Here is a 26205-nt window from a genome sequence, read left to right as displayed (position 1 = left end):
TTATGTAATTATGGCGTAAATAAAAAAGAAGGTTCCTTAAGATCTGATATGACCTTAAAGAACCTCTGAGTATACATGTTAATTTACAGCTGCGGGAGTAGCGGAAGGCGTACAGTGTTCTGGAGCTTCGTGTTCAATAAGTCCATGTTTCTCCCAAGCTCGGCTTTTCCAACGGAAATACATAATGACGGCTCTCACCCACTCGTCCACCGCAGTGGCAATCCACACGCCGGCTAACCCGAGATCAAGTTGGAACACCAGGAAATAACCAAGAGGTAAGCTCATGCAGACCATAGAGATCAGTCCCATATATACAGGGAATTTGGCATCGCCCGAGGCGCGTAAAGAGTTAATGATAACCAGATTGGTTGTGCGCCCGGTTTCCAGGAAGAAGCTAAGCAATATGACCTGCGCCCCCATCCTAATGATGTTCTCATTGTCTGTGAAAAGCCCGAATAGCGGTACCCGGAAGAAAATCACCACAGCATCTATTATTACGGTAACCAGCAGCGCCCACTTTACACTGGTGAATACACGCTTATAGGCTTCATCAGGGCGTCTAGCTCCCACGAGATGTCCTACAACGATGGAAGTTCCCATAGAGACAGCTACACTGAATAAATAAATATAATTGGAAATATTAAGCGCGTACTGGCGAGTAGCCATAGCTTCAGCGCCTAAATAAGTAATATACAGTGTGAATACAAGCTGGCACGATTGATAAGTGATGGATTCAAAAGCGGACGGGATGCCAATTTTGAGAATTTGCAGCACGTATTTTTTAGAAAGATGAATGTAATAGGTTACTTTCACCCGTACCTCCATCACTCTGTAGAGCAGCAGGAAGAAAAGGATCAGGCAGATAAATCGACTCATCACTGTTGAGATAGCCGCACCCTCCACACCTAACGCCGGAAGTCCGAAATGACCATAAATGAGCAGGTAGTTGCCCACCACGTGAATAATGTTCATCAGCAAGGATACGACCATCGTCTGTTTGGTGAAACCGTGAGTACGGATAGTAGTCGCCAGAGCATTGATTAATGCTTGCAGAAAAATACCGCCACCAACAATATTCATATAGGCTTTGGCGTAAATGAGGATATCCCCTTTTACATTCAGCGCAGTCAGTAGCGTCCCTCCGAATATCAGCAAAAACGTACTTAGAAGAATGCCGACTAACAGGTTTAGGGTAATGGCATTGCCGGTCACTTGAGCGGCTTCCAGAGGTTTTTTGGAACCGAGATATTGGGAGACCACAATAGCTGCACCGTTACCAATTACACTGAGGACTAAAATTGCTATCGCAATGATCTGATTCGCTGCGCCGACACCAGACACGGCATCGTCGGACACTGAACTGATCATAAAAGTATCCACACTACCCATGAGCATAAAGAGGAATAGCTCGAGGAAAATCGGCCAGGTCAGTTTGACCAGGTTGAATTCCTGGTGATTATTTTGCTTCATTGTGCACCTTCTTATATTATGATGTACTTCCTAAAATTTCATAAACAAACTGTAATATTAGCACAGCTTTCATGGAAATGCAGTATTTTTACAGAAAAATGACAAAACGTTTTTAATTTAGGTCGAAAAGAGCCCTTTAACCGCGCATTAGTATCCTCCAGGTAACTACATCACAATAAAGTGCCTACTTCCCTAGAGGGATGTAAGGAACTACAATTTGTACATGACTTACTAAAATATATTAATGAGGAGTGCAAATAAATATGAAATTACAATTAGCGTTGGATTTAGTGGACATTGCGGGAGCGAAAGAGGTTGTCTCAAAAGTTGCCGAATTTATAGATATCGTTGAAATTGGAACACCTATCGTTATAAATGAAGGTTTGCATGCAGTGAAAGCAATTAAAGAGGCTTTTCCTGCTTTGACTGTGTTGGCAGATTTGAAAATCATGGACGCAGGTGGATATGAAGTGATGAAGGCCGTGGAAGCGGGCGCGGATATCGTTACTGTACTTGGTGTTTCTGATGATTCTACCATTAGAGGTGCAGTGGAGGAAGCGAAGAAAACCAATAAAGAGATTCTAGTTGATCTGATCAATGTGAAGGATATCCAAACAAGAGCGGCTGAAGTAGACGCACTTGGCGTAGACTATATCTGTGTGCACTCTGGATATGACCATCAAGCGGAAGGTAAAAATTCTTTTGCAGATTTAAATGCGATTAAGAGTGTGGTTAAGCAGGCAAAAACAGCTATCGCTGGAGGGATCAAGCTAAGCACACTTCCAGAAGTGATCGCCGCGAACCCTGATCTTGTCATCGTTGGCGGAGGCATCACAGGTGAAGCGGATCAAAAGGCTGCCGCAGCAGAAATGAAACGTCTAGTTAGTCAGGCTTAAGATTACAATGGATACAATGAAATACGCACAGCGCATTATAGAGGAGCTCCAGCGCTCCATATCTCAGCTTGATGAAGAAGAGACTGAGCGAATGGCTGAGCTGCTGCTTCAGTCCAACAAGATCTTCGTGGCTGGAGCGGGCAGATCTGGATTGATGGGACGGGCCTTTGCTATGCGGTTAATGCATGTTGGTAAAGAGGCTTATGTTGTAGGCGAAACGGTGACTCCGGGGATTGAACAGGGGGATGTGTTAGTCCTCGGTTCCGGTTCCGGTGAGACGAAAGGGTTGATCTCTATGGCTGAGAAAGCCAAAGGGGTGGGTGCAGAAGTTGTTGCCGTTACCATTGCGCCGGATTCGACGGTTGGACGTTTAGCGGGCTACACAGTGAAGCTGCCGGGATCTCCAAAAGATCCGGCCAGTGGAAGCTACAGCACGATCCAGCCGATGGCTTCTTTATTCGAACAGACGATGTTGGTCTTTTATGATGCTATTATTCTGCGAATGATGGAGAAGACGGGGCAGACGAATCAGCAAATGTTCGGCAAGCATGCTAATTTAGAGTGAACGTACAGAAACGAATGCCTTCCTATAAGGAGGTTATTCGTTTTTGTGTTAGTATGATAACAGGAGAGAGGAGGCACTTTAGGAATGGCAACCGAGATTAAAGATCGCATAAACTTGAAGGAAATTAACTGTGAGAAGGAATTAACGCTTGCGGTGATCGGAGGGAAATGGAAGCTGATTATCCTCTGGCATCTTGGGCTTGAAGGGACAAAGCGGTTCAGCGAGCTGAAAAAGCTAATTCCTCATATCACGCAAAAAATGTTGACCAATCAGCTTCGCGAGCTTGAAGAAGACCAGTTGGTTCTAAGAAAAGTGTACGCTGAGGTTCCACCAAAAGTAGAGTATTCCCTGACTTCATACGGCCAAAGTCTGCTTCCCGTCCTTCGATTGATGTACGATTGGGGTAAGAATTACGGAGAAAACGTGATCTGGAAGGACACGCCGCCGGAAGAAAGATGCTAATCGAATAGTCTAAGAACATTAATAATCCCTGAGAGGTCTGGATCGGCCTCTACAGGGATTTTTGGTGTTTTAAAGGAGTGATGCGGATAATGCTTTAGGCTTTCTGTTCGAATAGCTTAGCAATCTCCACGATAACATTTACCGCTTTTACCATATTGTCCGCAGACGCATATTCGAATTTGCCATGGAAATTCTCGCCTCCGGTGAAAATATTAGGTGTCGGCAAGCCCATGTAGGAAAGCTGCGAGCCATCTGTACCTCCGCGAATCGGGCGGATGATCGGTGTGATGTTAAGGTTCTCCATCGCCTCATGGGCAATATCGACGATATGACGCACAGGCTCGATTTTTTCGCGCATATTGTAATATTGGTCCTTCATTTCAAGCACGATGTTCTCTTCGCCATGGATGCTTTTGAATTCTTCTACGACAGCTGAGAGATAAGCTTTACGTGCCTCGAATTTCTCACGGTCGAAGTCGCGGATGATATATTGCAGCTTGCTGAATTCAGGTGTGCCTTCTATAGAGCTTAGGTGATAAAAGCCATCATACCCGTCTGTATATTCGGGCGCTTCTTCAGCAGGGAGTCTGAGATGAAGTGCCATGGCGATTTTGGCGGAATGAATCATCTTTCCTTTTGCAGTACCAGGGTGAACATTAACGCCGTAGACTGAGATTTTGGCAGACGCAGCATTAAAGCTTTCATACTCTAATTCTCCGAGTGGACCTCCGTCTACAGTGTAAGCATAGGAAGCATTAAAAGCGGCTACGTCAAATTTATGAGGCCCGCGGCCGATTTCTTCGTCTGGTGTGAAGGCAACTCTAATCTTGCCGTGTTTGATTTCTGGATGTTGAATGAGGTAATGCATGGCGGTCATAATCTCAGCAATACCGGCTTTATTATCTGCGCCAAGCAGGGTCGTGCCATCAGTTGTAATTAAGGTGTGGCCTTTGTATTCCGCCAGCTCCGGAAAGCTCGCTGTGGACAATACAACATTCAGCTCTTTATTCAAAAGAATATCTTGACCATCATAGTTCTCGATAATCTGTGGCTTCACATTCGTTCCGGTAAAATCAGTCGCCGTATCCAAATGGGCTAAAAAACCAATGGTCGGAACATCCTTGTCCGTATTCGCAGGGAGTGTCGCCATAACATAGCCATGCTCGTCCACCTGGACTTCCTCCATACCGATTTCCTTAAGCTCTTCAACCAGCTTGTGGGCCAGAACCATCTGTCCCGGAGTGGATGGGCAAGTCTCATTATCTTCATTCGATTGGGTATCCATTTGTGCATACGAAATAAACCGTTCTACAACCTCTTTCTTCACCTTGGGTCATCTCCTCTTTACTATTGTATATATATAGTATCACTTTCCATATAAGGTCTCATCCCTGAGGAAGAAGATTGAGGTAATATTTAGGTTTAATGCGGTAATATTTCTTGTTTCACTAACTTCGCTGAAAGTAAATAACGGTCCGGTGCAGATCCCACATATGAAAAGGGATAACAGGTAATCAACGTGAGGATGGCCTTATCACTTGGCTTTATAGCACCACGTTCGTCCCCGTCAACAATTGTGCTGCCTGTTACTTCATAGGTAAAAGTCCCGTCCGTACTTTCCAGCTCGATAAGATCTCCAGCCACGAGTTCTCCCAGATTACGGAACACTGTATCGCGGTGGCCTGCGAGCACACTATTGCCGGTGGCACCGATAGCTGCGCTGCCTTTATAATGTCCGGCTCCCTTTTTTAGCTCGGGGCTTTCCGTGCCTTCTAGCACTGCGATCTTTTTGTTTAATTTGGGGAAACGAATCTCTCCTATGATTTCACCTTCTGTATAGGAATGAGCGGGGGGCGGCTGTTCCTTGGCTGAACTGACCATTCCCAAGGGAAGAGGGGTTTCTTCGGCAGAACGGGAGTGGGCGACTGTTTCCTCCCTCTTTTTTGCCCAATCATTTAAAGCCTGTTTAGCTTCGATCGGTGCTTTGACCACCTGTACAACCGAGTAAATCAACACAACTAAAGAGAGTATGAAGATTAGCTTCACGGCTAGCAAGACACCATTACGCTCCTTCATACTCTCTCACCTCCAGACTTATGCTGCAAAATGTGGTTATTTCTTCGATTTCAATCTGCGCATGATAATCACGCTGAGTACCGCAATGGCTAAGCTGGCAAGAATCAAGTTATACCAAGGCTCAGCGGTATTCGGAAGCTTGTTGCCAACCTCTGGTGCCCCCAGTGGAAGCTCATCATCAGGCAAGGCGATTTCATTGCTTGGCTGCGGTGTTGCGCTGGTAGTTTGGCTGCCAGCACTTGGTGATGCTGTTGGCTCATTATCGCCTCCACCCAGTGGGATCGGTGCTTCAGTAACACTAATTTCATCTACTACTGTTGAAGCTGTAGGTGTTGGCGATGGTGTTGGTGTCGTTGATTGCCCTGGTGTGGCGACTGCCGTTGCAGTTGGTGAAGCGGTAGTTGTCGGTGAATCTGTCGGTGTCGTGGTTGGTGATGCTGTTGCTGTCGGCGAAGCTTCAGGTGTAGCTGTAGCCGTGGCAGTAGGTGTCGAAGTTGGCTCTATTGTAGGCGTAGTAGTCGCTGTCGGTGTTGGCTCAGGTGTAGGCTGAGCTGTGGCCGTTGCTGTCGGTGAAGGACTAGGTTCAGCGGATGGCTCCGGTCCTCCAGAAGCGGAGAACTCAAAGGCTACAGTTGTGGTTTTACCTTGATATTCGTTCCCTGCTTCCCACGGGAAAATTACATCCATTTGGATTACACTTTGTTCTCCCCCGGCAAGTGAACCGATGGTAACTCTTCCGGCAGCCTCGCTCATCACCCCTGAATAGATGATTACTCCCTCTTTTTCGAGTGTCATTTGGAGAATATCGTATAATTCTGCGTCTCCAGAGATGAATTTGAAGTCCACATAGTAATTAAAGCCCTCACTACCTGCATTAATAATTGTGTATTCTGAGTTCGTTTCATCACCAGGCTGCATATTGTTCATGGTGGTTGTGCTCGTCGTATGCGAATTCACCGTAAGCTTAATGGTATCTTGCGCACTAACTCCGCCAGCATGCCAGATGACTCCTGCTAGAATAGTCAGGATATAAGCAGCTATGAAAGCCGAGCGATATTTCTTCTTCACTTTACTCGCTCCTTTCTCCTGAACCCCATATTAAATTTTGTAGACATCATTTGCGGGTTTCCGGCAAATTCTTCTTTTCTAATCGTATTTTCCATCAAACATTGTCGAAATAAGTAGTATCTCACAGAACCACTTTTTTGTGCGCATGCAGGAATCTCCGTGAAAGCGGAAGGAGAGGATAGAGATCTACCGTCAATTCGTTCGTTATAGCGAATAACTAAAGTATAATCAAAATAATATCTAAACAAAAATGGGATATTAGAAGAAAATTCATCATATTTGATCAAATATCAGTTATATTAATGGATTTACAGCAGTTTTCTCTATTTAACTCTTTATTTTTATATAATTCATTGTTTTAATTGTGTTTTATTGAGAACGATTATGAATGCAAAATAAAAAGGCAAGACATACATCTGGAATAGGGCTCAAACCCCGATACCAGACCTATCGTCTTGCCTTAATTATGATGATAAATTAGATTTCCTTCATAGCTTCGGCTACAATCTCATAAGAGCGTAGACGAGCGTTATGATCATAAATTCCACCAGAAACAATCAATTCATCGGCCTGTGTCTCTTGCAGAATTTCTTGAAGCCGTTCTTTAATTGCTGCTTTATCACCAGCGAAAGAGTAACGCTGCTTCTCAAGCATGGCTGCTTTTTCTTGCATCGTCCATAGCCCCTCCATACTATCAACCGGTGGTTGTAACTTCCCCGTACGTCCGCGGATGATATTAAGGAATTGCTGCTGCTGCGAGGTAGCCAGTCGTCTTGCCTCATTCACAGTATCGGCCGCTGTAATGCCAACTCCGACCATCACATAAGGCTTGTCTAGTGCTGCTGAAGGACGGAAATTGCTATGATAGATGTGTAAGGCCTGTAGTAAATACTCTGGTGCGAAATGGCTGGCGAAAGCAAAAGGTAAACCTAGTTTTCCTGCCAGCTGAGCACTAAAACCGCTGGAGCCCAGCAGCCAGATGGGGATATTCAAGCCTTCACCGGGAACCGCACGAACTCCGGCCGGTCGTGATCCTGCACCTGCAGGATCGAAGTAGGCTCTGAGCTCACTTAACTGCTCGGGGAAGTCACTGCCGTCGCTTCCGAGACCACGGCGTAGCGCACGGGAAGCCGGTTGATCCGATCCCGGGGCTCTGCCCAGTCCTAAATCAATCCGTCCTGGATATAGGGATTCGAGGGTCCCGAATTGTTCAGCAATGACAAGTGGTGCGTGGTTGGACAACATGATGCCTCCAGAGCCTACGCGTATGCTTTTTGTGCCGCCAGCAATGTGGCCAATTAAGAGTGAGGTAGCAGAACTGGCAACACCAATCATGTTGTGATGCTCAGCAAACCAATACCGGTGATAGCCCCATTCCTCAGCATGTTGAGCTAAAGCTAAAGAGTTATGAAAAGAGTCTGCCGCTGTGCCACCCTCCACAATAGAGGCTAAGTCCAGTACGGAGAATCGAATATCGCGCTGTTGCTTCAATGTAATCCCTCCTATAATAAACGCTCAGATAGTCTAGAGCAGTATTTGTAGCTGCGAATAATGCTACTCGCCTAGTATACCATGTAATAAAACTATATACACACTTTAAGTAAGTTATACGCACTTTGTAATGATTAGATAAGGAATAAGTATGTCTTTTAAATAAAATGTAAGCGCTTTAAAAAATCTGTTGTTATTTCTTAACGGGCTTGCTATAATCACATCGAAAAGTTACCTGAAAAAAAGGAAGTTATCGTTATGAAGCCAACCATAAGAGATGTTGCCAGAATGGCGGAGGTGTCGATCAGCACCGTATCGCGTGTTATGAATGCACCGAATACGGTCGTAGAGAGCAAACGGAATCGAGTGATGGAGGCTGTAGAACGTTTGCAATATCAACCAAATGCGTTTGCACGGGGCCTGATCTACAAGAAGTCTTTTACACTGGGCCTGCTGATTCCGGATATTGAGAACCTGTATTTCGCAGGGGTTATTCGGGGAATGCAGGATGCATGCATCAAGCTTGGATACAGTTTAATGATCTGCAATACGGACCGCGACAAAGAACGGATGTTGTCTTACATTGATAACTTCCATGAGAAGCAGGTGGATGGGATCGTGTTCGCCAGTGATGTCCTTTATCCTGAGACACATGACAAATTAGTCGGTTGTAGAATTCCTTTTGTGTTGGTATCCTCGCATTCTGATGAGTACGACATTCCATCTGTGGAGGTAGATGATGAACAGGCGGCTTACGATGCGGTAAAGTTTCTGATTGATTTAGGGCATAAGGACATTGGCATGATTGGTTTTAACCATGATAACTCCGTATCCGGCCCGCCTCGTTATGAGGGTTTTGTAAGAGCGTTAACAGAGTTTGGACTACAACAGAATATTGTGAAGAGCAAGTATGCCAATCACCGGTTCGAACACGCTTATCAAGCGGCGCATGAGTTGTTTACTGATTATCCCGAGCTGACTGCCGTTTTCTGTGTTGCTGACGAATTTGCAATGGGGACGATTTCTTATCTGAAGGATCGTAATATTCTAGTTCCGGGGCAGGTATCTGTGATTGGATTTGATAATTTGCGAATGTCGAGTATGTTCATTCCAAAGCTGACCACAATTGCACAGCCGATTTATGAGTTAGGTTATCGGGCGGCGGAGATGCTGCATGAATTGCTCACAACAGGTGGTGTCCAGGTATTGAATGAAAAGATGGAGCATAAGCTGATTGTGCGGGAATCCACGCGGGAAAAATAAAGGCCCTTTATTTTTGTGACCTTCTTCTGAAAAGCTTTTCAGAGCTATGTATCGGTCTTAATTAAAATTTAAATGTTAGGATAGAAAATAGTATGAATTCTTATGAAAAACATCTCATTTTCCGATTGGAAACGGTTACTAATTATGATAATATAAAAAATGTAAGCGCTATTATTAAATTACATTTGTGATGGAGTTTGATTTTAGGATATTTACCTGTCTTCTGAAAAGCTTTGCAAGGAGGTGATCTGCTACAAGCTGCTAATACATGCCAGGGTGCCCGGATGATTGAATAAGATGTTATCTCTATAACCATTAAAGGGGATGTACAAAAGATGAAGAAGATCTCAGGACGTAAAAAGTCGTTGGCTTTAGTACTGTGTTTATCCTTCACAATGACGCTGAGCGCATGCGGCGGAGGCAACAATAATGCGGCGCCTACAGATCCACCGGCGGCAACAGTCAGCCTAACAGCAGATAACACCGAGAAAGCGACAAACACACCTAGTGCAGAACCTTCGGGTTCCCCGTTAGATTTAGCGATGAAAGGTGAATATAAAGGGACTAAAGTAACAATGTTTGGCCCCTTCGTAGATGCTGACCAAGTGAAATTTGAGAGCAGCATTAAAGAATTTGAAGAGAAGACAGGGATCGATATTCAATACGAGGGCTCCAAGGAGTTCGAAGCTACAATAAATATTCGTGTGGACGGCGGTAATGCTCCTGATATCGCTGACTTCCCGCAGCCGGGACTGCTGGCGTCGATTGCTAAGACGGGCAAGGTTATCGATTTGACCAGCGTGCTGGATCAAGATAAATTGACGGCTAATTACAACAAGAGCTGGCTCGATATGTCTACGATGGACGGAAAAGACGGGAAGATCATGGCGGGGATTTGGAACCGCAGTAATGTAAAAAGCTTGGTATGGTATCCAAAGAAACAATTTGATGATGCAGGCTACAAGGTTCCTGAAACTTGGGATGAGCTGATGGCGCTGACGGAACAAATTGCTAAGGATGGCGATCCTGCCTGGGCTATTGGCATTGAGAGCGGTGCTGCAACGGGTTGGCCAGCAACAGACTGGGTCGAAAATATAATGCTTCGTACGACTACGCCTGAGAACTACGATAAATGGGTAAAAGGTGAACTGCCATTTACTTCACCAGAAGTAAAAAATGCTGTTGAAATCATGTCTAAAATTTGGCTCAACAAGGATTATGTCTACGGTGGCGCTAAGTCCATCGTGACGACATCCTTCGGGGATGCCCCAGCGCCAATGTTCACTGATCCGCCTAAAGCCTGGTTTAATATGCTTGGTAACTTTATTACAAGCTTCTTCCCTGAAACGGCAAAGGTTGATCAGGATTATGATTGGTTCTACTTGCCACCAATTGATGCGCAATATGGTAAACCAGTGCTGGTTGCAGGTGATATTTACGCTATGTTCAACGATCGTCCAGAGGTTCGTGCAGTCATGGAATTCTTCACCACTGGAGAGTCGATTAAGAGCTGGGTACAATCTGGCGGCGTAATTGCTCCTATGAATGACGCTTCCCTTGATTGGTATACCTCTGAATCCGATCGCCGGATGGCGAAGTTGGTTCAGGATGCTTCCACACTGCGTTTTGATGGCTCTGACTTGATGCCAGGTAAAGTGGGTGCAGGCACCTTCTGGAAAGGGATGACCGACTATGTGAGCGGTACAGCGACACTGGATCAAGCCTTGGAACAAATCCAGTCCGGCTGGAACAACTAACCTAATATTTAAAGCGCACAGTAAAAAGAGGGGCAGTAGGAAAAGAGGATTGTCTGCCCCTCTTTTTGTTTTCTAACTAGTGAGTTCGATGCTTATGATAAGAGTTTTGCTCCGCAAAACTTATAGGAGGAGCTGGAGCTATTATGGGTGCACAATCACAGCCACAGCCACAAATGCCAACACAACCACAAGCTAGGCCAACCGTCAGCCTGAAGGCGGTAATGTTGTCCCTAGTAGTGTTGTTAGCGAATATTGTTGTTAACGGCGCAATCTTTTTATTCTTCCGGGATTCCACATTAAATCCGCTGCTAACAGCGGTTCTGGCTGTCCTCTGGGGAGTTCTAGGTGTTTATCTGATTTACTATACGCTGACTTGGGCGGTTGAGCAGTACCCTGATCATATCCGGCGAAAGGTGCTGCCTTATATCTTTATTGGTCCGGCAGTGATTATTCTGGGCTGGTTACTGGTCCTGCCTGCACTACGAACATTATATTTGAGCTTTTTTAATGCTTCTTCAGAAAAATTTGTGGGCCTGAGCAATTATGCAGCGATCTTTAGCGATCATCTGATGGCAACGGCATTGCGTAACAATTTACTTTGGGTATTCGTCGGTACGCTGGCCTGTGTAGCATTCGGGCTCTTAATTGCTATTCTTGCCGATCGCAGCAGCTATGAGAAAATTGCCAAATCGATCATCTTTATGCCGATGGCTATTTCCTTTGTAGCGGCAGGGGTCATTTGGAAATTCGTATATTACTATCAACCGGGTGACGAACAAATCGGGCTGTTGAACGCAATCGTTACTTATTTTGGGGGAGAACCCCAAGCCTGGACGAGTATGCTTCAGCCGTGGAATAACTTTTTCCTCATTATCATTTTGATCTGGATGCAGACTGGATTTGCAATGGTGATTTTCTCGGCGGCAATCAAAGGGGTTCCTGACGACATTTTGGAAGCTGCACGAGTGGATGGAGCAAATGAGGTGAAGATTTTCTTTGGAATCATGATTCCATATATTTCATCAACCATTCTGACAGTGACAACGACCATTATCGTCTTTACGTTGAAAATATTTGACGTCGTCATGGTGATGACAGGAGGTCAATACGATACAGAGGTTGTTGCTACACAGTTCTACCGGCAATTCTTTATGTACCGTAATTTCGGCTACGGCTCCACGCTGGCTATTGTTCTACTGATTGCGGTGCTGCCTGTAATCATAATCAATCTACGTCAGTTCCGTAAGCAGGGGGGATTCTAATGGCTGGAAAAAAGAAGAGAAAAGGCAGCAAAACGATTGTAAATATCGTGCTGGGTGTGATCTGTTTTATTTGGCTGCTTCCGACTCTTGGGCTATTTATTTCCTCCTTCCGTCCGGCTGCTGACATTCTGCAGACTGGATGGTGGAAAGCTTTTCCCCATCAGGAGTGGAAGGCTGGAGAGACGATTCAGCTATCCAAGGACGTGGATCTTCGGGAGCCAATTGAGGTGAACGGTAAAACTTATACAGATGATGAGCTGAAGGCTGGCGTGAAGGCTGATGGCAGCCGGCTTATGTGGGAGAATCGTAGAGCACGTACCGTAAATGAACAGATACAAGGTTGGAAGATGACACCGGATCTCACGCTGGATAACTATAATAATGTGCTTTCCGGTAAGGAATACAAGCTGAAACAGGCTGATGGCAGTGAAACGGTGCAAAAAGGCTCCGGATTGTCACAGGCCTTCTGGAATACGCTAACGATTGCAGTTCCAGCAACAGTTATTCCGGTATTGATCGCTTCTTTTGCTGCATATGCTTTTGCCTGGCTGCGGTTTCCTGGGCGCAAAATCCTTTTTGTCATCATTATTGCAATGCTCGTCATTCCGATACAGGTTGCGCTTATTCCAGTGCTTAAGGATTATACCGCACTTGGGCTAAACGGAAGTTATCTGGGAATTTGGCTGGCGCATACGGCTTTTGGATTACCGCTGGTTACGTACTTTATGTACAACTTTATCAGTCAATTGCCGAAGGATTTGTTCGAATCGGCTTTCATGGATGGGGCAAGTCATTTCACTATATTCAGCAGGCTAATTCTGCCTCTATCAGTGCCTGCACTGGCTTCTATCGGGATCTTCCAATTCCTATGGGTGTGGAATGACTATTTAGTCTCATTGATTTTTATCGGCAATCAACCGTCTGTGCAAGTCATGTCGATGAAAATTGCCGATTTAGTAGGCTCACGAGGCAACGATTGGCATTTACTTACTTCGGCTGCATTTATCTCCATGCTGATGCCGCTCGCTATTTTTTTCCTGCTGCAAAAGTATTTCGTCAGAGGGCTTATGGGTGGGTCGGTGAAAGGTTAATGATTTAGAACCCGAATGAAACTGTGATCAGGGGGAGCTTAGAGAGATGAAGATGAAACCATACGTACATCCGGCGGCGGTATATCCTTACCGGGAGTGGAGTCTTGATGAGGAAGCTTATAGCGAAGAGAACAATCAAAGAAGCGAGAGTATTTTTGCGCTTGGCAATGGATATATTGGCATGCGCGGTAATTTCGAAGAAGGTTACCACGGCAGCTCAGGCTCGTCTGTAACAGGCAATTATTTGAATGGTTTTTTTGATTCGGAGCCCATTGTATATCCAGAGGGAGCCTACGGATATCCATCCCGCAATCAAGCGATGCTGAACGTAACAGATGCCAAGATTATTGAACTGAGTATTGAAGGGCAGACCTTTCAGTTAAACAGTGGGCAAGTGCACCATTATGAACGAAAGCTGGATATGCGAAGCGGGGTTCTGCACCGGCAGGTAGATTGGGAATCTCCAGCTGGTCACCGGGTACAGCTTCATATCCGGCGGATGGTGACTTTGCAGCACAAACATCTGGCGGCGATAGATTATGAGGTTAAAGCGCTGAATTTCAGCGGAGTGCTTACCTTCACTTCATCCATCGACGGCAAGATCCAAAAACCTAAGGTAACGGATGATCCCAGATTGGGCTCGGGAGGCAAGGAGCCCAGTCTGCTCCTGGAGGATACCGGTCATGAACCGGGACAGTCCTTCTTATGGATGAAGCAGCGGACGCGGCATACCCAGTTTGCCTTACTAACAGGGGTAAGTCATAAGCTCGATTCAAGATATGAGGATAAAAGGACCGTGCAGCATGAGGGGCAGAAATTATCCATGCAGTTTGTCGTCCCGGTGGAGCGTGGGGAAAGCGTCTCACTAACCAAATATATCTCTTACCATACCTCTAAAGATTATCCGGAAGACGAACTACTCAGTAGAAGTAATGAAATATTACACTTAGCAGACCATAGCGGGTTTGAAGCACTTGCCCAGGAACAGCAGGCTTATCTGGATCGATACTGGGCACATACGGATGTGGAAATTCATGGTGATCTTGCCCTTCAGCAGGGCATTCGCTTTAATGCTTTTCAACTGCTTCAATCCGTAGGGCGTGATGGGGTTACGAATATTGGAGCCAAGGGATTAACGGGTGAAGGATACGAAGGGCACTATTTCTGGGATACCGAGATGTATATGCTGCCCTTCTTTACATTCACACAGCCGGAGATTAGCCGAAAGCTGCTCGAATTTCGTTATGCCACGTTAGACAAAGCACGGGAGCGTGCAGCGGTAATGTCGCAGAAGGGAGCCTTGTTCCCTTGGCGGACTATAGACGGGGCAGAGAACTCTGCGTATTTCCCGGCAGGCACGGCGCAAATGCATATTAATGCGGATATTGCGTATGCCATTAAGCAGTATGTACTGGCTACCGGAGATTATGATTTTTTGGTTACGAAGGGAGCGGAAATTTTATTCGAAACTTCCCGCTTTTGGTTGGACTTGGGGTACTTTAATCCGGCTAGGGGCGGTGCCTTTTGTATTGATGCAGTAACCGGTCCTGATGAATATACAGCTATCGTCAACAATAATGCATACACCAACTTTATGGTCCAGGATCAGCTTTATTATGCACACGAGATGGCAGGGATATTGTCTAAACAGTATCCGGAGCATTTTGAACGCCTGAAGCAAAAAATCGGTCTGACTGGGCATGAGACATTAGTGTGGCTGGAAGCGGCGGATAAAATGTTTATCCCCTTTGATGAGGGACTTGGCATTTATGCTCAAGACGACACGTTTCTCTCCAAGAAAAAATGGGATTTCGAGCATACACCAGCCGATAAATATCCGCTGCTGCTCAACTACCATCCGCTGGTAATTTACCGGCATCAGGTGTTGAAACAGGCGGATCTGGTAATGGTGATGTTTCTGCTGGGTGACCAATTCAGCTTGGCGGATAAGATCCGGAATTATAATTATTATGAGCCGCTGACGACGCATGATTCTTCATTGTCACCGTGCATCCACAGTATAATATCTGCTGAGATTGGTGATTTGACGGGAGCCTATTCCTATTTTGACCGCACGGTACGGATGGACTTGGATGACATCAACCGCAACGTGAAGGATGGGCTGCACACTGCTGCTATGGCAGGCTCCTGGCTGTCGATTGTGAATGGTTTTGGTGGCATGCGCTTATGCGGCGGGATGTTATCATTTAATCCTAGTGTGCCAGCGCAGTGGGAGAGCTATCGGTTTAAAATAACATGCGCTGGACAGCTATTGGATATTTTTGTGAGTGATACAGAAGTGATCTATACGCTGCTGGAGGGCGAAGAGCTTGAGATTATGCATAAGGGAAACCTTATACAGTTGTCTGCGCAGAAGCCGCTGAGGCTTTCGAATGTGAAGCAGCTTGAAGCTGTTATTTTCGAGCTGGACGGGATAATTACTGACACTGGAGAGTATCATTATGAGGCTTGGAAGGATCTGGCGGATGAGCTTGCGCTTTCTTTTGATCGAGAGAAGCATAAGAGTCTCAAGGGCCTAAGTCGAATGGAATCTTTAGAAGTCATTCTGGAGAGTAGTGGACTGAATTTGCCGCAACCGGTAAAGGGAATGCTCTGCAACAAAAAGAACGAGAAGTATAGACAGCTGGTTCAGCAAATGACGCCTGCTGAGCTGTACCCGGGTATCCACAGCGTGTTGTCCGATTTGCAGCAAAGAGGAATCGCTATCGGACTGGCTTCAGTGAATGAGAATGCGCTGCTGATTCTCGAACGCTTGCAGATCGGGCATTGGTTTCAGGCGGTGGCTGACCCTGGCAACTTGCGTAGAAGCAAGCCAGATCCAGAGATTCACTTGCAGGTTGCGGAGATGCTGGGCATATCCCCGGACTGCTGCGTGGCGATTGAGGATACTGAGGAGGGAATAGCCGCAATTAATGCTGCTGGTATGAAGTCAGTGGGAGCTGGAGTGGCGCTCGTGACCGAGACAGCGGATCTATGTCTGGCTTCCACCGCTGAGATAAGTGTTGAGAAATTGTTAGAGCTGTTTGCGTAGTTACTCTGATAAGCAGCAAACCTCCCGATCATGGGAGGTTTGCTGCTTTGTTTATTTCATTACTTTTCGAACCAGCTTCACTTTATTGCCATAAGGAGGATACACGATTCCGAGGTCGATCCGTGTGCCTCGCTTGACGATGCTTTTACGATGGGAGAAGACCTCAAAGCTATACTTCCCGTGATAACCCCCGATTCCAGAGTTTCCTACTCCACCAAACGGAAGATAAGTGCTCACCACATGTGAGATCGTATCATTGATACACCCTCCCCCGAATGAGACCCGGGACAGCACCTCTTTTTCTACACTCTTATCCTCCGTAAATAGGTATAGTGCCAGTGGCTTTGGATGTTCATTAATGCTCTGAATGGCCTCATCCAATTGATGATATTCCAATATTGGGAGGATCGGACCGAAGATCTCATCTTCCATAGCAGCATCCGTCCAAGTGGCAGGATAGATTAAAGTAGGCTCAATATAACGTTCTTCTGGCACGATGGTGCCGCCCATAATCACCTTGCTCTGATCACGCGCAATGAGGTCGGCAAGTCTTTGCAGCTGGCGATCATTCACGATCCGGCCGTAATCTGTATTAGGCTGTGCATCCTGACCGTAGAACTCAGTGATGTGATGTTTGATTTTGGTGATCAATTCTTTGGCAATATCCTTGTGGACCCATAGATAATCCGGTGCGATACAGGTTTGGCCCGCGTTCAGCAGCTTGCCCCAGACAATCCGTTTCGCTGCAACATCAAGATTAGCGGTCTTATCAACAATAACCGGACTTTTCCCGCCAAGCTCCAAGGTTACAGGCACTAGATTTTTCGCCGCCGCCTCCATTACGATTTTGCCGACAGGCACACTGCCCGTAAAGAAAATATAATCAAACTTGGCGTGGATCAGCAAATTAGTGGTCTCTTTTTCCCCCTGCATTACGCGGATATACTGCGGCTCGAAGGTCTCCTGAATAAGCTGCTCAACCACGGACGAGATGGCAGGTGTGCTCTCAGATGGCTTGAGGACAGCGCAGTTACCAGCGGCAATGGCACCGATCAGGGGCTCAATTAGCAACTGAAATGGATAATTAAACGGGCCAATAATGAGCGTTGTGCCGTAAGGCTCACTTAAAATATAACTTTTTGCAGGAAATAAGTGCAGCGGGGATCGAACCTTTTTAGGCTTCGCCCAACGCTTAAGATGTTTCATCATGTAGCCGATACTGTCCAGCGTAAAGCCGATTTCTGTGGCATAGGCTTCGAACTCACCTTTTCCTAAATCCTGTTGTAGTGCGGTGATGATACGTCCTTCGTATTGTTTAATAATATTTTTAAGTTTTCGCAGCTGCTGGAGACGAAAAGAAACCTCTTTAGTTACGCCGCTATTAAAAAAATCCTTATGCTCTTCAAGCATTCCTTGAATGCTGTCAGTTGTATAGGTTGTCATTAATCTTTCCTCCATCCTTGTAAGAAGTTAAAGCATACTACTCTATGGGAGTCGGTAAAAAGCGAACGGCTCGCCATAACGGAAGGAATCACTGGCTTCATCCAGCTTGGCCGAAGTTTCTTCATTAAGTATAAGCGAGGTACTAAGCAAATTTTGTTCCAGCTGTTCCACACGTGTAGCCCCGACAATAACCGTCGAGACGGCAGGCCGATTCATAAGCCAAGCTAAGGAGAGCGCAGTAGCTGAGGTTTCCATTTCCTCAGCAATTTGGCTCACTTGGCTTCCGAGCTTGATCCGGTCATCATCAAGGAATCTTTTGAAATTAGGATCGGTATCTGCTCTGGACCCTGATGGGGCTGAATCGCTTGTATTATATTTGCCTGTGAGAATTCCGCCAGCTAGTGGAAAGTAAGGAATGATCCCTAAACCTTGATCCAGGCAGAGCGAAAGAAGCTCATTCTCCGGTGTCCGGTCTGCTAAGGAGTAGCTGCACTGAATTGAAATGTACTTGGTGAAGTTGCGTGCTTCACTAATCCCAATCGCCTTCATTAATTGCCATGCTGTATAGTTGGAGGCCCCGATATAACGGATTTTGCCCGAGGATACCATATCGTCCAAGGTTCGTAAGGTTTCTTCAAGCGGCGTATAGGGATCAAAGGTATGAATCTGGTACAGATCGATATAGTCCGTCTTTAGGCGGCGAAGGCTATCTTCAAGCTCCTGCAGCAAATGGCGACGGGAGGAGCCGCTGCCGTTGGGACCCTCATTTTTAACTAAACCTGCTTTAGTTGCGAGAACAGCCTCCTGTCTCCTACCTTCCAAGGCCAGACCAATGATTCGCTCGGATTCTGAGCCAGCGTAAATATTAGCAGTGTCTATGAAATTAATTCCATGATCAAGCGCAGCATGTACAATCTGAATGGAGGTCTCTTGATCCGCACGTTTGCCGAAAGCGTTCGTTCCCAGTCCTAATGCGGATACCTGTAATCCGCTATTTCCTAGTCTTTTAAAGTTCATCCTCAGCACTCCTTATCATCTATTCATTAATCCATTTATTTTTGAGTGAAAAGATCCAGCGCTGTCTCAATGAAGAGCTTTACAGCAATTGAAGTGTCGGCAAGCGAGCTGACCGCAATTTGGATATCTCTATAAGCATCCGGCTGCAGCTCACGGGTAACCACATTTGGAGGCAGAGATAACAAGGACAGTTCAGACATCACGCCGATTGCCAGCCCCTCCTGAACCATATTAAGAGCTGTTGCAAAGTTATTAACCACATATTTTACATTCAGATGGCTATTACTTCTGCGGAATAGCTCTACAACAGGCGGTTCATATCCTGCTTTGCAAATCAACATGGGCTCGTTCGCTAATTCTTGCACACATACAATGGATCGCTTTTGCAGGGGATGGTCATCTCTAAAAACGGCAAACAATTTCTCTCTATATAATGGAATGGTTTCGAATTCTGCACTGGGAGCGAGCAATAAGCCAACATCAATTTCTTTTGAATCCAGCCATTCTCTGACTTCAGCGATAGAACCCTCCTGTAGGCTAATCGTAATGTTTGGATATCTTCTAGTGATAGAGCTAATAATCTTCGGTAGAAAATGAGCAGATGCCACAGGAAAAGCCCCAATGCGGATACTCCCTTTTTCAAGACCTCTCTCTGCATAAATCTCCTGATTGACCTTATCAAAGCCCATTAGAATTTCACGGAAAATAACAAGAATACGTTTGCCGATATCCGTAAGCATCAGGCCATTACGCCGGTCTCGAAGCAAGAGCTTCACGTCTAATTCGGCTTCGAGGGACGAGATCGCCCGGCTGACCGCAGGCTGTGTCATATTCAGTTCTACACCAGCTTTAGTAAAGCTGCCGCTTTCGGCGATTTTGACGAATAAACGAATTTGAGTATTGTTCATAACAAATATGATATGCCCCTTATGATTATTATTCATTTCATTTATGCTCTTGTTTATTGTATCATTTGTGATGAATCTACACCAAGGAAGTGAACAAATGAATCAGCAGAAGAAAAGTATGATCCTTCTTATTTTTTTGGTGATTGTATGGGGCATTAATTGGCCTATATCCAAAATCGCCTTAGACTACGCTCCACCTCTATTATTTGCAGGTATTCGAACCGTCGTAGGCGGTATTATTCTGATTCTAATTGCACTGCCCAAGGTGAAGGAGCTTCGCTTCAAGCAGCTCTGGCCGATCTATCTGATCTCGGCGGTCCTTAGTATTGTGTTTTATTATGGATTTCAGACGATTGGCTTGCAGTATGTTCCGGCGGGATTGTTCTCATCGATTGTATTTTTGCAGCCTGTATTGTTAGGTATTTTTTCTTGGCTGTGGTTAGGTGAGAGCATGTACGGGCTTAAAATGGCTGGTTTGCTGCTTGGTTTTCTCGGGGTAGCCTCTCTTAGTATCGGTGGAATTAATGGGAGTATCTCCATATGGGGAATTGTGCTGGCTTTAGCCAGTGCCTTAAGCTGGGCATTAGGAACAATATATATGAAACGGAATGCTGTACGTGTGGATATGCTGTGGATGACGGCTATGCAAATCACGATTGGTGGCATCATTCTGCTACTTTCGGGGTCAGCTACGGAGAAATGGTCGGATATCACCTGGAGTGGAACCTTTATTGTGGATACCTTGTTTATCGCAATTTTTGTTATTGCTCTGGGCTGGCTAATCTATTTCAAGCTGATTAACGAAGGAGAAGCAGGAAAAGTAGGTTCATTCACCTTCTTAATCCCCCTGATCTCGATAGCTACCAGCGTAGTTTTTTTGAAAGAACAGATTACCATAAACCTTGTGATTGGATTATTACTGATTGTTAGCAGTATTGTTCTGGTAAATGTGAAGATAGGGCGTGCCGCCAAACAATCAGTCAGTTAAATTTGTTGGATGATTGTAGTAACCAATCGTGCTAAAGGACATTATGTCTAATAGGGATTGAACATAAAAAAAGGACACTCCCAAGCTTAGAGCTTCTGGGAGAGTCCTTTTTTAATTAAGCGTATAGCGCGTGTGATTTCAGCTGTTGAAGGCCGAGCTGCAACTACGTAAGTAGCAGAACTAGCACGTTCCACTTCTTCGAGTACCCGGTTTAAGTGACTGAAGAGCGCTCCTAGATCACGAACAGATGACAGCGAGCACCGTCCTTGCAGTTCAGAGAAGCTGGCCGCCTGCAAGTCGCGGGCACGATGCAGACAATCTGTAAGTGAACGTTGGCATTCAACCTTGGATAAGGTCTTCGTACCATAAACAGCTATACAATCGGCTGTTGCCTCCAGCACTTCCAGCATCCAGTCAGAATTGGCATGATGTGCTGGCAGCAAGCAAATATCGTCGGAAATTTCTTTAACATAGGAATGAATGGTCTTTAGATGTGCTGTGGCTTGTATAAGCCCCTTTAGATCACCACGACACTGATAATGAGCAATGGTGTAGAACATTTCCTTCTGTTGTTGATTGCTGGCAGACAGCAGTTTACCTGCTTGCTCCAGCATATTATTATCCTTTGAAGAGTCTCGTCTTATGCCTACGAGGCCTTTTAATGCTTCCGAAAGTAGAAGGCTTCCATCGAGTGCCAATGCTTTTACCTTGACGAACCTGTTTGGTGGAACGATAATCATATTGATGATCAAGGCAATGAGCACACCAATAAAGGTTTCGGCGACTCTCCAAAGCACGTAATCATTGTGATAAAAGGTAAGGGCCAGAACCGAGGTCACCCCGACCTGCGAAACCGCTTGGATATTCATCCGACAGGCTGTGGCAATTCCGATCCCGATGAGCAGAATTAGCAGAATGGAAAATGCACCTACATCGAAGAATTGGCCTACAATCAGGCTGACGATTCCGCCGATAATAATGCCGATCAGGCGGTAGATTCCTTTTTCAAGTGAAGCCTTCACACTGGCTTGAGTAATAAGAATGGCTGCAAGCGGTGCAAAGTATAGATATTGGTCACCATATAAACTGTGTACGGCTACCCAGGATAGTGATGCGGCAAGCGTAATTCGTATCATGTAAAGTGAGAATCCATATTTTTCAAGGCGGTCTAGTAACCCCTCGTTCATTATCATTCATCTTCTTTCGCAAAAATAAGAAAACCACACTGGCTTTTCAGTTCGTTTTCATTATAGCACCTCAAAAAGGGCATGGAAGACTGGACTTTTTACAAACTTGTTAAGTTTATGCTTAGCATTTAACAATGTAAGCTATCGCATATAATGGTACAATCTAATATGCTATATCTATTGGAGCGTCGAAGGAGAGGGGAAATTGTCGCTTATTAGCGCTGAGCATACCCATTTCGATTGTTCTCCGCAAGATGCGGGTAAAATAGTATTGTATTACTAAGGTAAGGGAGGTTGTTAGCTATAGCTATTCAGGAAGGTACCATCATTTCATTTGAAGAAGTTACTAAGCAATATGACGACGAAGATCCGGTGTTAAAAGGAGTCAGCTTTGAGATAGAGCGCGGCAAATTCTATACACTACTTGGTCCATCTGGCTGTGGTAAAACAACTATTCTTCGATTGATCGCCGGGTTCGCTGAGCCAACGAGCGGTTCTATCTATTTAAATGGAAAAGTAATTAACCACATTCCCGCCAATGAGCGGCAGGTCAATACGGTATTTCAGGATTACGCATTGTTTCCGCACCTGAACGTATTCGAGAATGTGGCTTTCGGACTGCGTATTAAGAAGCTTAAGAAGGACGTAATCACGAAGAAGGTACAGGAAGCGCTAAGCTTCGTTAACCTTGTGGGTTATGAGCAGCGTGCGATTAACGAAATGTCCGGCGGTCAGCGCCAGCGGGTCGCCATTGCCCGGGCGATTGTGAATGAGCCACAGGTTCTATTGCTGGACGAGCCTCTATCGGCGCTAGACCTCAAGCTGCGCACGGAGATGCAGTACATACTGCGGGAAATGCAGCAGCGGCTAGGGATTACCTTTATTTTTGTAACCCATGACCAGGAAGAGGCACTCGCGATGTCCGACTGGATTTTTGTCATGAATAAAGGAAAAATCGAGCAAAGCGGCACTCCTAATGATATTTACGATGAGCCGATTAACCGTTTTGTGGCGGATTTTATTGGCGAATCGAACATTGTGCCGGGAGTTATGATCGAGGATTATCTGGTGGAGTTTAACGGCCGCCGCTTCGAATGTTTCGATGCCGGGCTGAAACCGAATGAATCCGTAGAGATTGTTATTCGTCCTGAGGATTTGGAAATTTCTACGCTGGAACAGGGTAAACTACGTGTGCGGGTTGATTCCCAGCTGTTCCGGGGCGTGCATTATGAAATCAGCTGTTATGATGAATCCGGGCATGAATGGCTTGTGCATTCTACACGCAAGGCGACTGTAGGCAGTGAAATTGGCCTTTATTTTGATCCGGAAGCGATCCATGTTATGCGTTTCGGTGAAACGGAGGAAGAATTCGACAGACGTCTGGAAGCTTATGGCGAGGTGGAGAGTCATGAAGAATAAGGGCAAATCGTACTATCTCATCCCTTATTACCTCTGGATCGCATTGTTTGTAATTGCACCGGTAGTGCTTGTCATCTACTATTCGTTATTTGATTTGGATGGCCATATTACTCTGGATAATTACGTCAGTTTCTTCACCCCTGTATATTTGAAAATGACGCTGACCTCGTTCTGGTACGCGTTTCTGATTACAGCATTCTCTTTGCTGGTTGCTTATCCGGCGGCTTATCTACTGACGAGAACCAAACATAAGCAGCTGTGGTTATTGCTGATTATTTTGCCGACATGGATTAATTTGCTGCTAAAAACCTACGCTTTTATAGGGATATTCGGTACATTTGGTCCGATCAATAATTTCTTTGATCTGCTTGGAATCGGAGAACAGCAAATTTTGTTTACGGGCTTCAGCTTTGTATTTGTATCTGTCTATATTTTTATCCCGTTTATGATCCTGCCGATATACAGCGCTTTGGAGGATTTGAATTTATCCTTGCTGGATGCGGCACGTGATTTGGGGGCTTCGGGCTGGACCACGTTCAGACGTGTTATTTTTCCGCTGACCATTTCGGGAGTACGCTCAGGCTGTATGGCAGTATTCATACCGGCGCTGTCCCTATTTATGATTACCCGTCTGATTGCAGGCAACAGGGTCATTACGCTGGGCACCGCAATTGAGCAGCATTTCCTGGTCACTCAGGACTGGGGCATGGGTTCTACAGTTGCAGTGTTTCTGATTGCCATCATGGCGCTGTTTATGATTATCACAGGCGGATCGCGGAAAGGGGCGCGGAATGAGAAATAAAAATGGATTCTCTAACCTCTACCTAGTTCTGGTGTTCATTGTTCTGTATGCACCTATCTTCTATTTAATGTACTATTCGTTCAACAGTGGGGGGACGATGCATAAGTTCGAGGGCTTTACGCTGGATTACTACCGTGAGGTAGTCCAAGATAAGCGCCTGATCATCATCGTAATCAATACGCTTGTGATCGCGCTGCTATCCTCGGCTATTGCGACCCTTATCGCTATTATTGGTGCGCTGGCCATTAAAAGTGTGCAGAATCGCCGCGCTAAGAACACCTTGCTGTCTCTGAATAACGTGCTGATCGTCAGTCCGGATGTCATTATTGGTGCTTCGTTCCTTATCCTGTTCACCATTGCTGGCATCAAGCTGGGCTTCGCGTCTGTTCTGCTCTCACACGTTGCATTCAGCGTACCGATTGCCGTATTGATGATTTTGCCGCATCTACAGGAAATGAGCCCTACATTGACGGATGCAGCCCGTGATCTTGGGGCAAGCCGTAAGGATGTGCTGACTAAAGTTATTTTGCCGATTATTAAACCAGGGATATTCAGCGGATTTTTTATGGCGCTTACGTATTCACTGGATGACTTTGCAGTTACATTCTTCGTAACAGGCAACGGTTATTCGACGTTATCGGTTGAGATATACTCTAGAGCTCGACAAGGGGTATCGCTATCGATTAATGCGCTGTCGACACTGATCTTCCTGTTCACCATTCTGCTTGTGGTTGGTTATTACTTCCTGACCCTTAAGAAAAATCGTCATAACACAGCAGAAGCTGTGGCGGAGCCTGTTGCAGAAGCGGGGGTGCCTAGATGAAACAGCTGATAAATGCTTTTCTGGCGATCCTTATCACAGCATTTGCGCTTATGTACTTGGGCTCTTGGATGAATTCGAGAGAGGGATATTCGGGTGGAAACACACTGACTATCTATAACTGGGGCGACTATGTTGATCCGGATCTATTGAAGGAATTTGAAAAAGAGACCGGCTTAACAGTCATTTATCAAACCTTCGATTCCAATGAAGCTATGTTGACCAAGGTTGAGCAGGGTGGAACTACCTTTGATGTTGTAATCCCTTCGGATTATGCCATTGCTAAGATGAAAGAAGAAGATCTGCTCATCCCGCTGGATCATAGCAAGATTTCAAATCTAAAGAATATTGATTCACGGTTTATGGACCTTTCGTTTGATCCAGACAACAAATATTCCGTGCCTTATTTCTGGGGGACCGTCGGGATTATTTTCAATCCGGAAATGACCAAGGGCATGGACTTCACCAGCTGGGATTCTCTCTGGGACAGCAGACTGCATAATAGCATCTTCCTGGTGGACGGAGCCCGTGAAGTGATGGGCATGGCTTTGAACAGCCTGCATTATTCTGTTAATGACAAGGATGAGGCGCATCTGCAAGAAGCACTGACCAAGCTCAACAAGTTGTCTCCTAACGTGAAGGCGATTGTCGGTGATGAGATCAAGATGCTGCTGGCAAATGAAGAAGCTGCGGTTGGGATTGTCTGGTCCGGCGATGCTTCCGAGATCATGGACGAGAATGATAAGCTGGATTATGTAGTACCGGAAGAAGGTTCGAATAAGTGGTTTGATAACATGGTTATCCCTCGGACAGCGAAAAACGTGGATGGAGCGCATCAGTTCATCAACTTCATGCTCCGCCCAGACGTTGCTGCTAAGAATGCAGAATATGTAGGTTATTCCACGCCTAACATTCCTGCGCTGGAGCTGCTTCCTGAGGAAACTTCTGAGGATACCCGTTTCTATCCACCTGCTGAAATTACGGACCGGCTTGAAGTATACGACAACCTTGGCAAACGGATGCTTGCTCATTATAATGAGCTGTTCCTAATGTTTAAGATGAATAAGAAGTAAGCTGACTAAAGCTAGAGCTAAAGCGAAACGACATTAAGAGCGTCTACATACGGGTAACCGTGTTAGACGCTCTTTTTCGGTTTGATCATCGTGTA

At 45.6% G+C, this 26205-nt stretch carries 22 protein-coding genes; 13 read left to right on the top strand and 9 right to left on the bottom strand.

The features are described from left to right. Positions 1-78: 78 nt before the first annotated feature. Entirely contained in the window at positions 79-1470 is a 1392-nt protein-coding gene (locus MKX34_RS31020; protein WP_038573751.1) for an MATE family efflux transporter, read from the bottom strand. Between the two features lie 263 nt (positions 1471-1733). Here MKX34_RS31020 and hxlA point away from each other — a divergent pair, with 263 nt between their 5' ends. The 3 genes from hxlA (at position 1734) to MKX34_RS31005 (ending at position 3393) form a co-directional block, all read left to right on the top strand. Continuing rightward, positions 1734-2366: a 3-hexulose-6-phosphate synthase gene (hxlA, locus tag MKX34_RS31015; protein WP_036682127.1), complete on the top strand. Its 633-nt coding sequence runs from the start codon at positions 1734-1736 to the stop codon at positions 2364-2366. Positions 2367-2373: 7 nt separating this feature from the next. Then, complete coding sequence (hxlB, locus tag MKX34_RS31010; RefSeq protein ID WP_038573747.1) at positions 2374-2931, top strand: 6-phospho-3-hexuloisomerase; 558 nt, start codon at positions 2374-2376, stop codon at positions 2929-2931. A gap of 84 nt (positions 2932-3015) precedes the next feature. Beyond that, complete coding sequence (locus MKX34_RS31005) at positions 3016-3393, top strand: helix-turn-helix domain-containing protein (protein WP_036682121.1); 378 nt, start codon at positions 3016-3018, stop codon at positions 3391-3393. Positions 3394-3487: 94 nt separating this feature from the next. On the opposite strand, the gene pepT is transcribed toward MKX34_RS31005, so the two are convergent. From pepT to MKX34_RS30985, 4 genes are all read right to left on the bottom strand, one after another. Continuing rightward, positions 3488-4720, bottom strand: a complete 1233-nt coding sequence (gene pepT, locus MKX34_RS31000; protein ID WP_076099720.1) for a peptidase T — start codon at positions 4718-4720, stop codon at positions 3488-3490. 95 nt (positions 4721-4815) lie between these two features. Then, positions 4816-5469: a sortase gene (locus MKX34_RS30995; protein WP_051491225.1), complete on the bottom strand. Its 654-nt coding sequence runs from the start codon at positions 5467-5469 to the stop codon at positions 4816-4818. A 36-nt stretch (positions 5470-5505) separates the two neighbouring features. Beyond that, entirely contained in the window at positions 5506-6537 is a 1032-nt protein-coding gene (locus tag MKX34_RS30990) for a hypothetical protein (RefSeq protein WP_038573745.1), read from the bottom strand. A 477-nt stretch (positions 6538-7014) separates the two neighbouring features. Beyond that, a complete protein-coding gene (locus MKX34_RS30985; protein WP_080742657.1) occupies positions 7015-8028 on the bottom strand; it encodes an LLM class flavin-dependent oxidoreductase in 1014 nt (337 codons plus the stop codon). A 258-nt stretch (positions 8029-8286) separates the two neighbouring features. Here MKX34_RS30985 and MKX34_RS30980 point away from each other — a divergent pair, with 258 nt between their 5' ends. From MKX34_RS30980 to pgmB, 5 genes are all read left to right on the top strand, one after another. Further along, the gene (locus MKX34_RS30980) at positions 8287-9291 is read left to right on the top strand and encodes a LacI family DNA-binding transcriptional regulator (protein ID WP_036682112.1); all 1005 of its coding nucleotides are present in this window, start codon (positions 8287-8289) and stop codon (positions 9289-9291) included. 335 nt (positions 9292-9626) lie between these two features. Beyond that, positions 9627-11048: an ABC transporter substrate-binding protein gene (locus MKX34_RS30975; RefSeq protein WP_076297015.1), complete on the top strand. Its 1422-nt coding sequence runs from the start codon at positions 9627-9629 to the stop codon at positions 11046-11048. Between the two features lie 173 nt (positions 11049-11221). Then, positions 11222-12310: a sugar ABC transporter permease gene (locus MKX34_RS30970; protein ID WP_036682450.1), complete on the top strand. Its 1089-nt coding sequence runs from the start codon at positions 11222-11224 to the stop codon at positions 12308-12310. Then, complete coding sequence (locus MKX34_RS30965; RefSeq protein ID WP_038573741.1) at positions 12310-13401, top strand: carbohydrate ABC transporter permease; 1092 nt, start codon at positions 12310-12312, stop codon at positions 13399-13401. The genes MKX34_RS30970 and MKX34_RS30965 overlap by 1 nt, the downstream gene beginning before the upstream one ends. Positions 13402-13447: 46 nt before the next feature. Further along, positions 13448-16453 carry a beta-phosphoglucomutase gene (gene pgmB / locus MKX34_RS30960; RefSeq protein WP_081383980.1) on the top strand — a complete coding sequence of 1002 codons (3006 nt, stop codon included), beginning with the start codon at positions 13448-13450 and terminating at the stop codon, positions 16451-16453. A gap of 51 nt (positions 16454-16504) precedes the next feature. On the opposite strand, the gene MKX34_RS30955 is transcribed toward pgmB, so the two are convergent. From MKX34_RS30955 to MKX34_RS30945, 3 genes are read right to left on the bottom strand one after another with little or no spacing between them, the layout of a single operon-like run. Then, the gene (locus MKX34_RS30955) at positions 16505-17896 is read right to left on the bottom strand and encodes an aldehyde dehydrogenase (RefSeq protein ID WP_076105067.1); all 1392 of its coding nucleotides are present in this window, start codon (positions 17894-17896) and stop codon (positions 16505-16507) included. Between the two features lie 42 nt (positions 17897-17938). Continuing rightward, positions 17939-18913 carry an aldo/keto reductase gene (locus MKX34_RS30950; RefSeq protein ID WP_076297016.1) on the bottom strand — a complete coding sequence of 325 codons (975 nt, stop codon included), beginning with the start codon at positions 18911-18913 and terminating at the stop codon, positions 17939-17941. A gap of 35 nt (positions 18914-18948) precedes the next feature. Beyond that, the gene (locus MKX34_RS30945) at positions 18949-19821 is read right to left on the bottom strand and encodes a LysR family transcriptional regulator (RefSeq protein ID WP_036682448.1); all 873 of its coding nucleotides are present in this window, start codon (positions 19819-19821) and stop codon (positions 18949-18951) included. Positions 19822-19918: 97 nt separating this feature from the next. Between MKX34_RS30945 and MKX34_RS30940 the strand changes: the two genes are divergently transcribed. Next, positions 19919-20809: a DMT family transporter gene (locus MKX34_RS30940; RefSeq protein WP_036682097.1), complete on the top strand. Its 891-nt coding sequence runs from the start codon at positions 19919-19921 to the stop codon at positions 20807-20809. A gap of 86 nt (positions 20810-20895) precedes the next feature. Here MKX34_RS30940 and MKX34_RS30935 read toward each other — a convergent pair whose 3' ends face one another. Continuing rightward, complete coding sequence (locus tag MKX34_RS30935) at positions 20896-21996, bottom strand: FUSC family protein (RefSeq protein ID WP_051491223.1); 1101 nt, start codon at positions 21994-21996, stop codon at positions 20896-20898. 309 nt (positions 21997-22305) lie between these two features. Here MKX34_RS30935 and MKX34_RS30930 point away from each other — a divergent pair, with 309 nt between their 5' ends. From MKX34_RS30930 to MKX34_RS30915, 4 genes are read left to right on the top strand one after another with little or no spacing between them, the layout of a single operon-like run. After that, entirely contained in the window at positions 22306-23415 is a 1110-nt protein-coding gene (locus MKX34_RS30930; protein WP_036682445.1) for an ABC transporter ATP-binding protein, read from the top strand. Further along, positions 23405-24217, top strand: coding sequence for an ABC transporter permease (locus MKX34_RS30925; protein WP_036682096.1), 813 nt, complete (start codon positions 23405-23407; stop codon positions 24215-24217). The genes MKX34_RS30930 and MKX34_RS30925 overlap by 11 nt, the downstream gene beginning before the upstream one ends. After that, positions 24207-25040: an ABC transporter permease gene (locus MKX34_RS30920; RefSeq protein WP_036682094.1), complete on the top strand. Its 834-nt coding sequence runs from the start codon at positions 24207-24209 to the stop codon at positions 25038-25040. The genes MKX34_RS30925 and MKX34_RS30920 overlap by 11 nt, the downstream gene beginning before the upstream one ends. After that, a complete protein-coding gene (locus MKX34_RS30915) occupies positions 25037-26110 on the top strand; it encodes an ABC transporter substrate-binding protein (RefSeq protein WP_076272935.1) in 1074 nt (357 codons plus the stop codon). The genes MKX34_RS30920 and MKX34_RS30915 overlap by 4 nt, the downstream gene beginning before the upstream one ends. The last annotated feature ends 95 nt before the right edge of the window (positions 26111-26205 follow it).

The organism is Paenibacillus sp. FSL R5-0636 (assembly GCF_037974255.1).
Lineage (GTDB): Bacteria > Bacillota > Bacilli > Paenibacillales > Paenibacillaceae > Paenibacillus_AQ > Paenibacillus_AQ odorifer.
This window is presented reverse-complemented; position numbering and strand designations above follow the sequence as displayed.

Excerpts from the sequence above, each read along its gene's own strand:
- MKX34_RS30920 (WP_036682094.1), top strand. The coding sequence starts at position 24,207 with ATGAGAAATAAAAATGGATTCTCTAACCTCTACCTAGTTCTGGTGTTC.
- MKX34_RS30995 (WP_051491225.1), bottom strand. The coding sequence starts at position 5,469 with ATGAAGGAGCGTAATGGTGTCTTGCTAGCCGTGAAGCTAATCTTCATA.
- MKX34_RS30945 (WP_036682448.1), bottom strand. The coding sequence starts at position 19,821 with ATGAACAATACTCAAATTCGTTTATTCGTCAAAATCGCCGAAAGCGGC.
- MKX34_RS30935 (WP_051491223.1), bottom strand. The coding sequence starts at position 21,996 with ATGAACGAGGGGTTACTAGACCGCCTTGAAAAATATGGATTCTCACTT.
- MKX34_RS30940 (WP_036682097.1), top strand. The coding sequence starts at position 19,919 with ATGAATCAGCAGAAGAAAAGTATGATCCTTCTTATTTTTTTGGTGATT.
- MKX34_RS30970 (WP_036682450.1), top strand. The coding sequence starts at position 11,222 with ATGCCAACACAACCACAAGCTAGGCCAACCGTCAGCCTGAAGGCGGTA.
- MKX34_RS30950 (WP_076297016.1), bottom strand. The coding sequence starts at position 18,913 with ATGAACTTTAAAAGACTAGGAAATAGCGGATTACAGGTATCCGCATTA.
- MKX34_RS30975 (WP_076297015.1), top strand. The coding sequence starts at position 9,627 with ATGAAGAAGATCTCAGGACGTAAAAAGTCGTTGGCTTTAGTACTGTGT.
- MKX34_RS30965 (WP_038573741.1), top strand. The coding sequence starts at position 12,310 with ATGGCTGGAAAAAAGAAGAGAAAAGGCAGCAAAACGATTGTAAATATC.
- MKX34_RS31020 (WP_038573751.1), bottom strand. The coding sequence starts at position 1,470 with ATGAAGCAAAATAATCACCAGGAATTCAACCTGGTCAAACTGACCTGG.
- MKX34_RS31005 (WP_036682121.1), top strand. The coding sequence starts at position 3,016 with ATGGCAACCGAGATTAAAGATCGCATAAACTTGAAGGAAATTAACTGT.
- MKX34_RS30915 (WP_076272935.1), top strand. The coding sequence starts at position 25,037 with ATGAAACAGCTGATAAATGCTTTTCTGGCGATCCTTATCACAGCATTT.
- MKX34_RS30925 (WP_036682096.1), top strand. The coding sequence starts at position 23,405 with ATGAAGAATAAGGGCAAATCGTACTATCTCATCCCTTATTACCTCTGG.
- MKX34_RS30980 (WP_036682112.1), top strand. The coding sequence starts at position 8,287 with ATGAAGCCAACCATAAGAGATGTTGCCAGAATGGCGGAGGTGTCGATC.
- hxlA (WP_036682127.1), top strand. The coding sequence starts at position 1,734 with ATGAAATTACAATTAGCGTTGGATTTAGTGGACATTGCGGGAGCGAAA.
- pgmB (WP_081383980.1), top strand. The coding sequence starts at position 13,448 with ATGAAGATGAAACCATACGTACATCCGGCGGCGGTATATCCTTACCGG.
- MKX34_RS30955 (WP_076105067.1), bottom strand. The coding sequence starts at position 17,896 with ATGACAACCTATACAACTGACAGCATTCAAGGAATGCTTGAAGAGCAT.
- hxlB (WP_038573747.1), top strand. The coding sequence starts at position 2,374 with ATGGATACAATGAAATACGCACAGCGCATTATAGAGGAGCTCCAGCGC.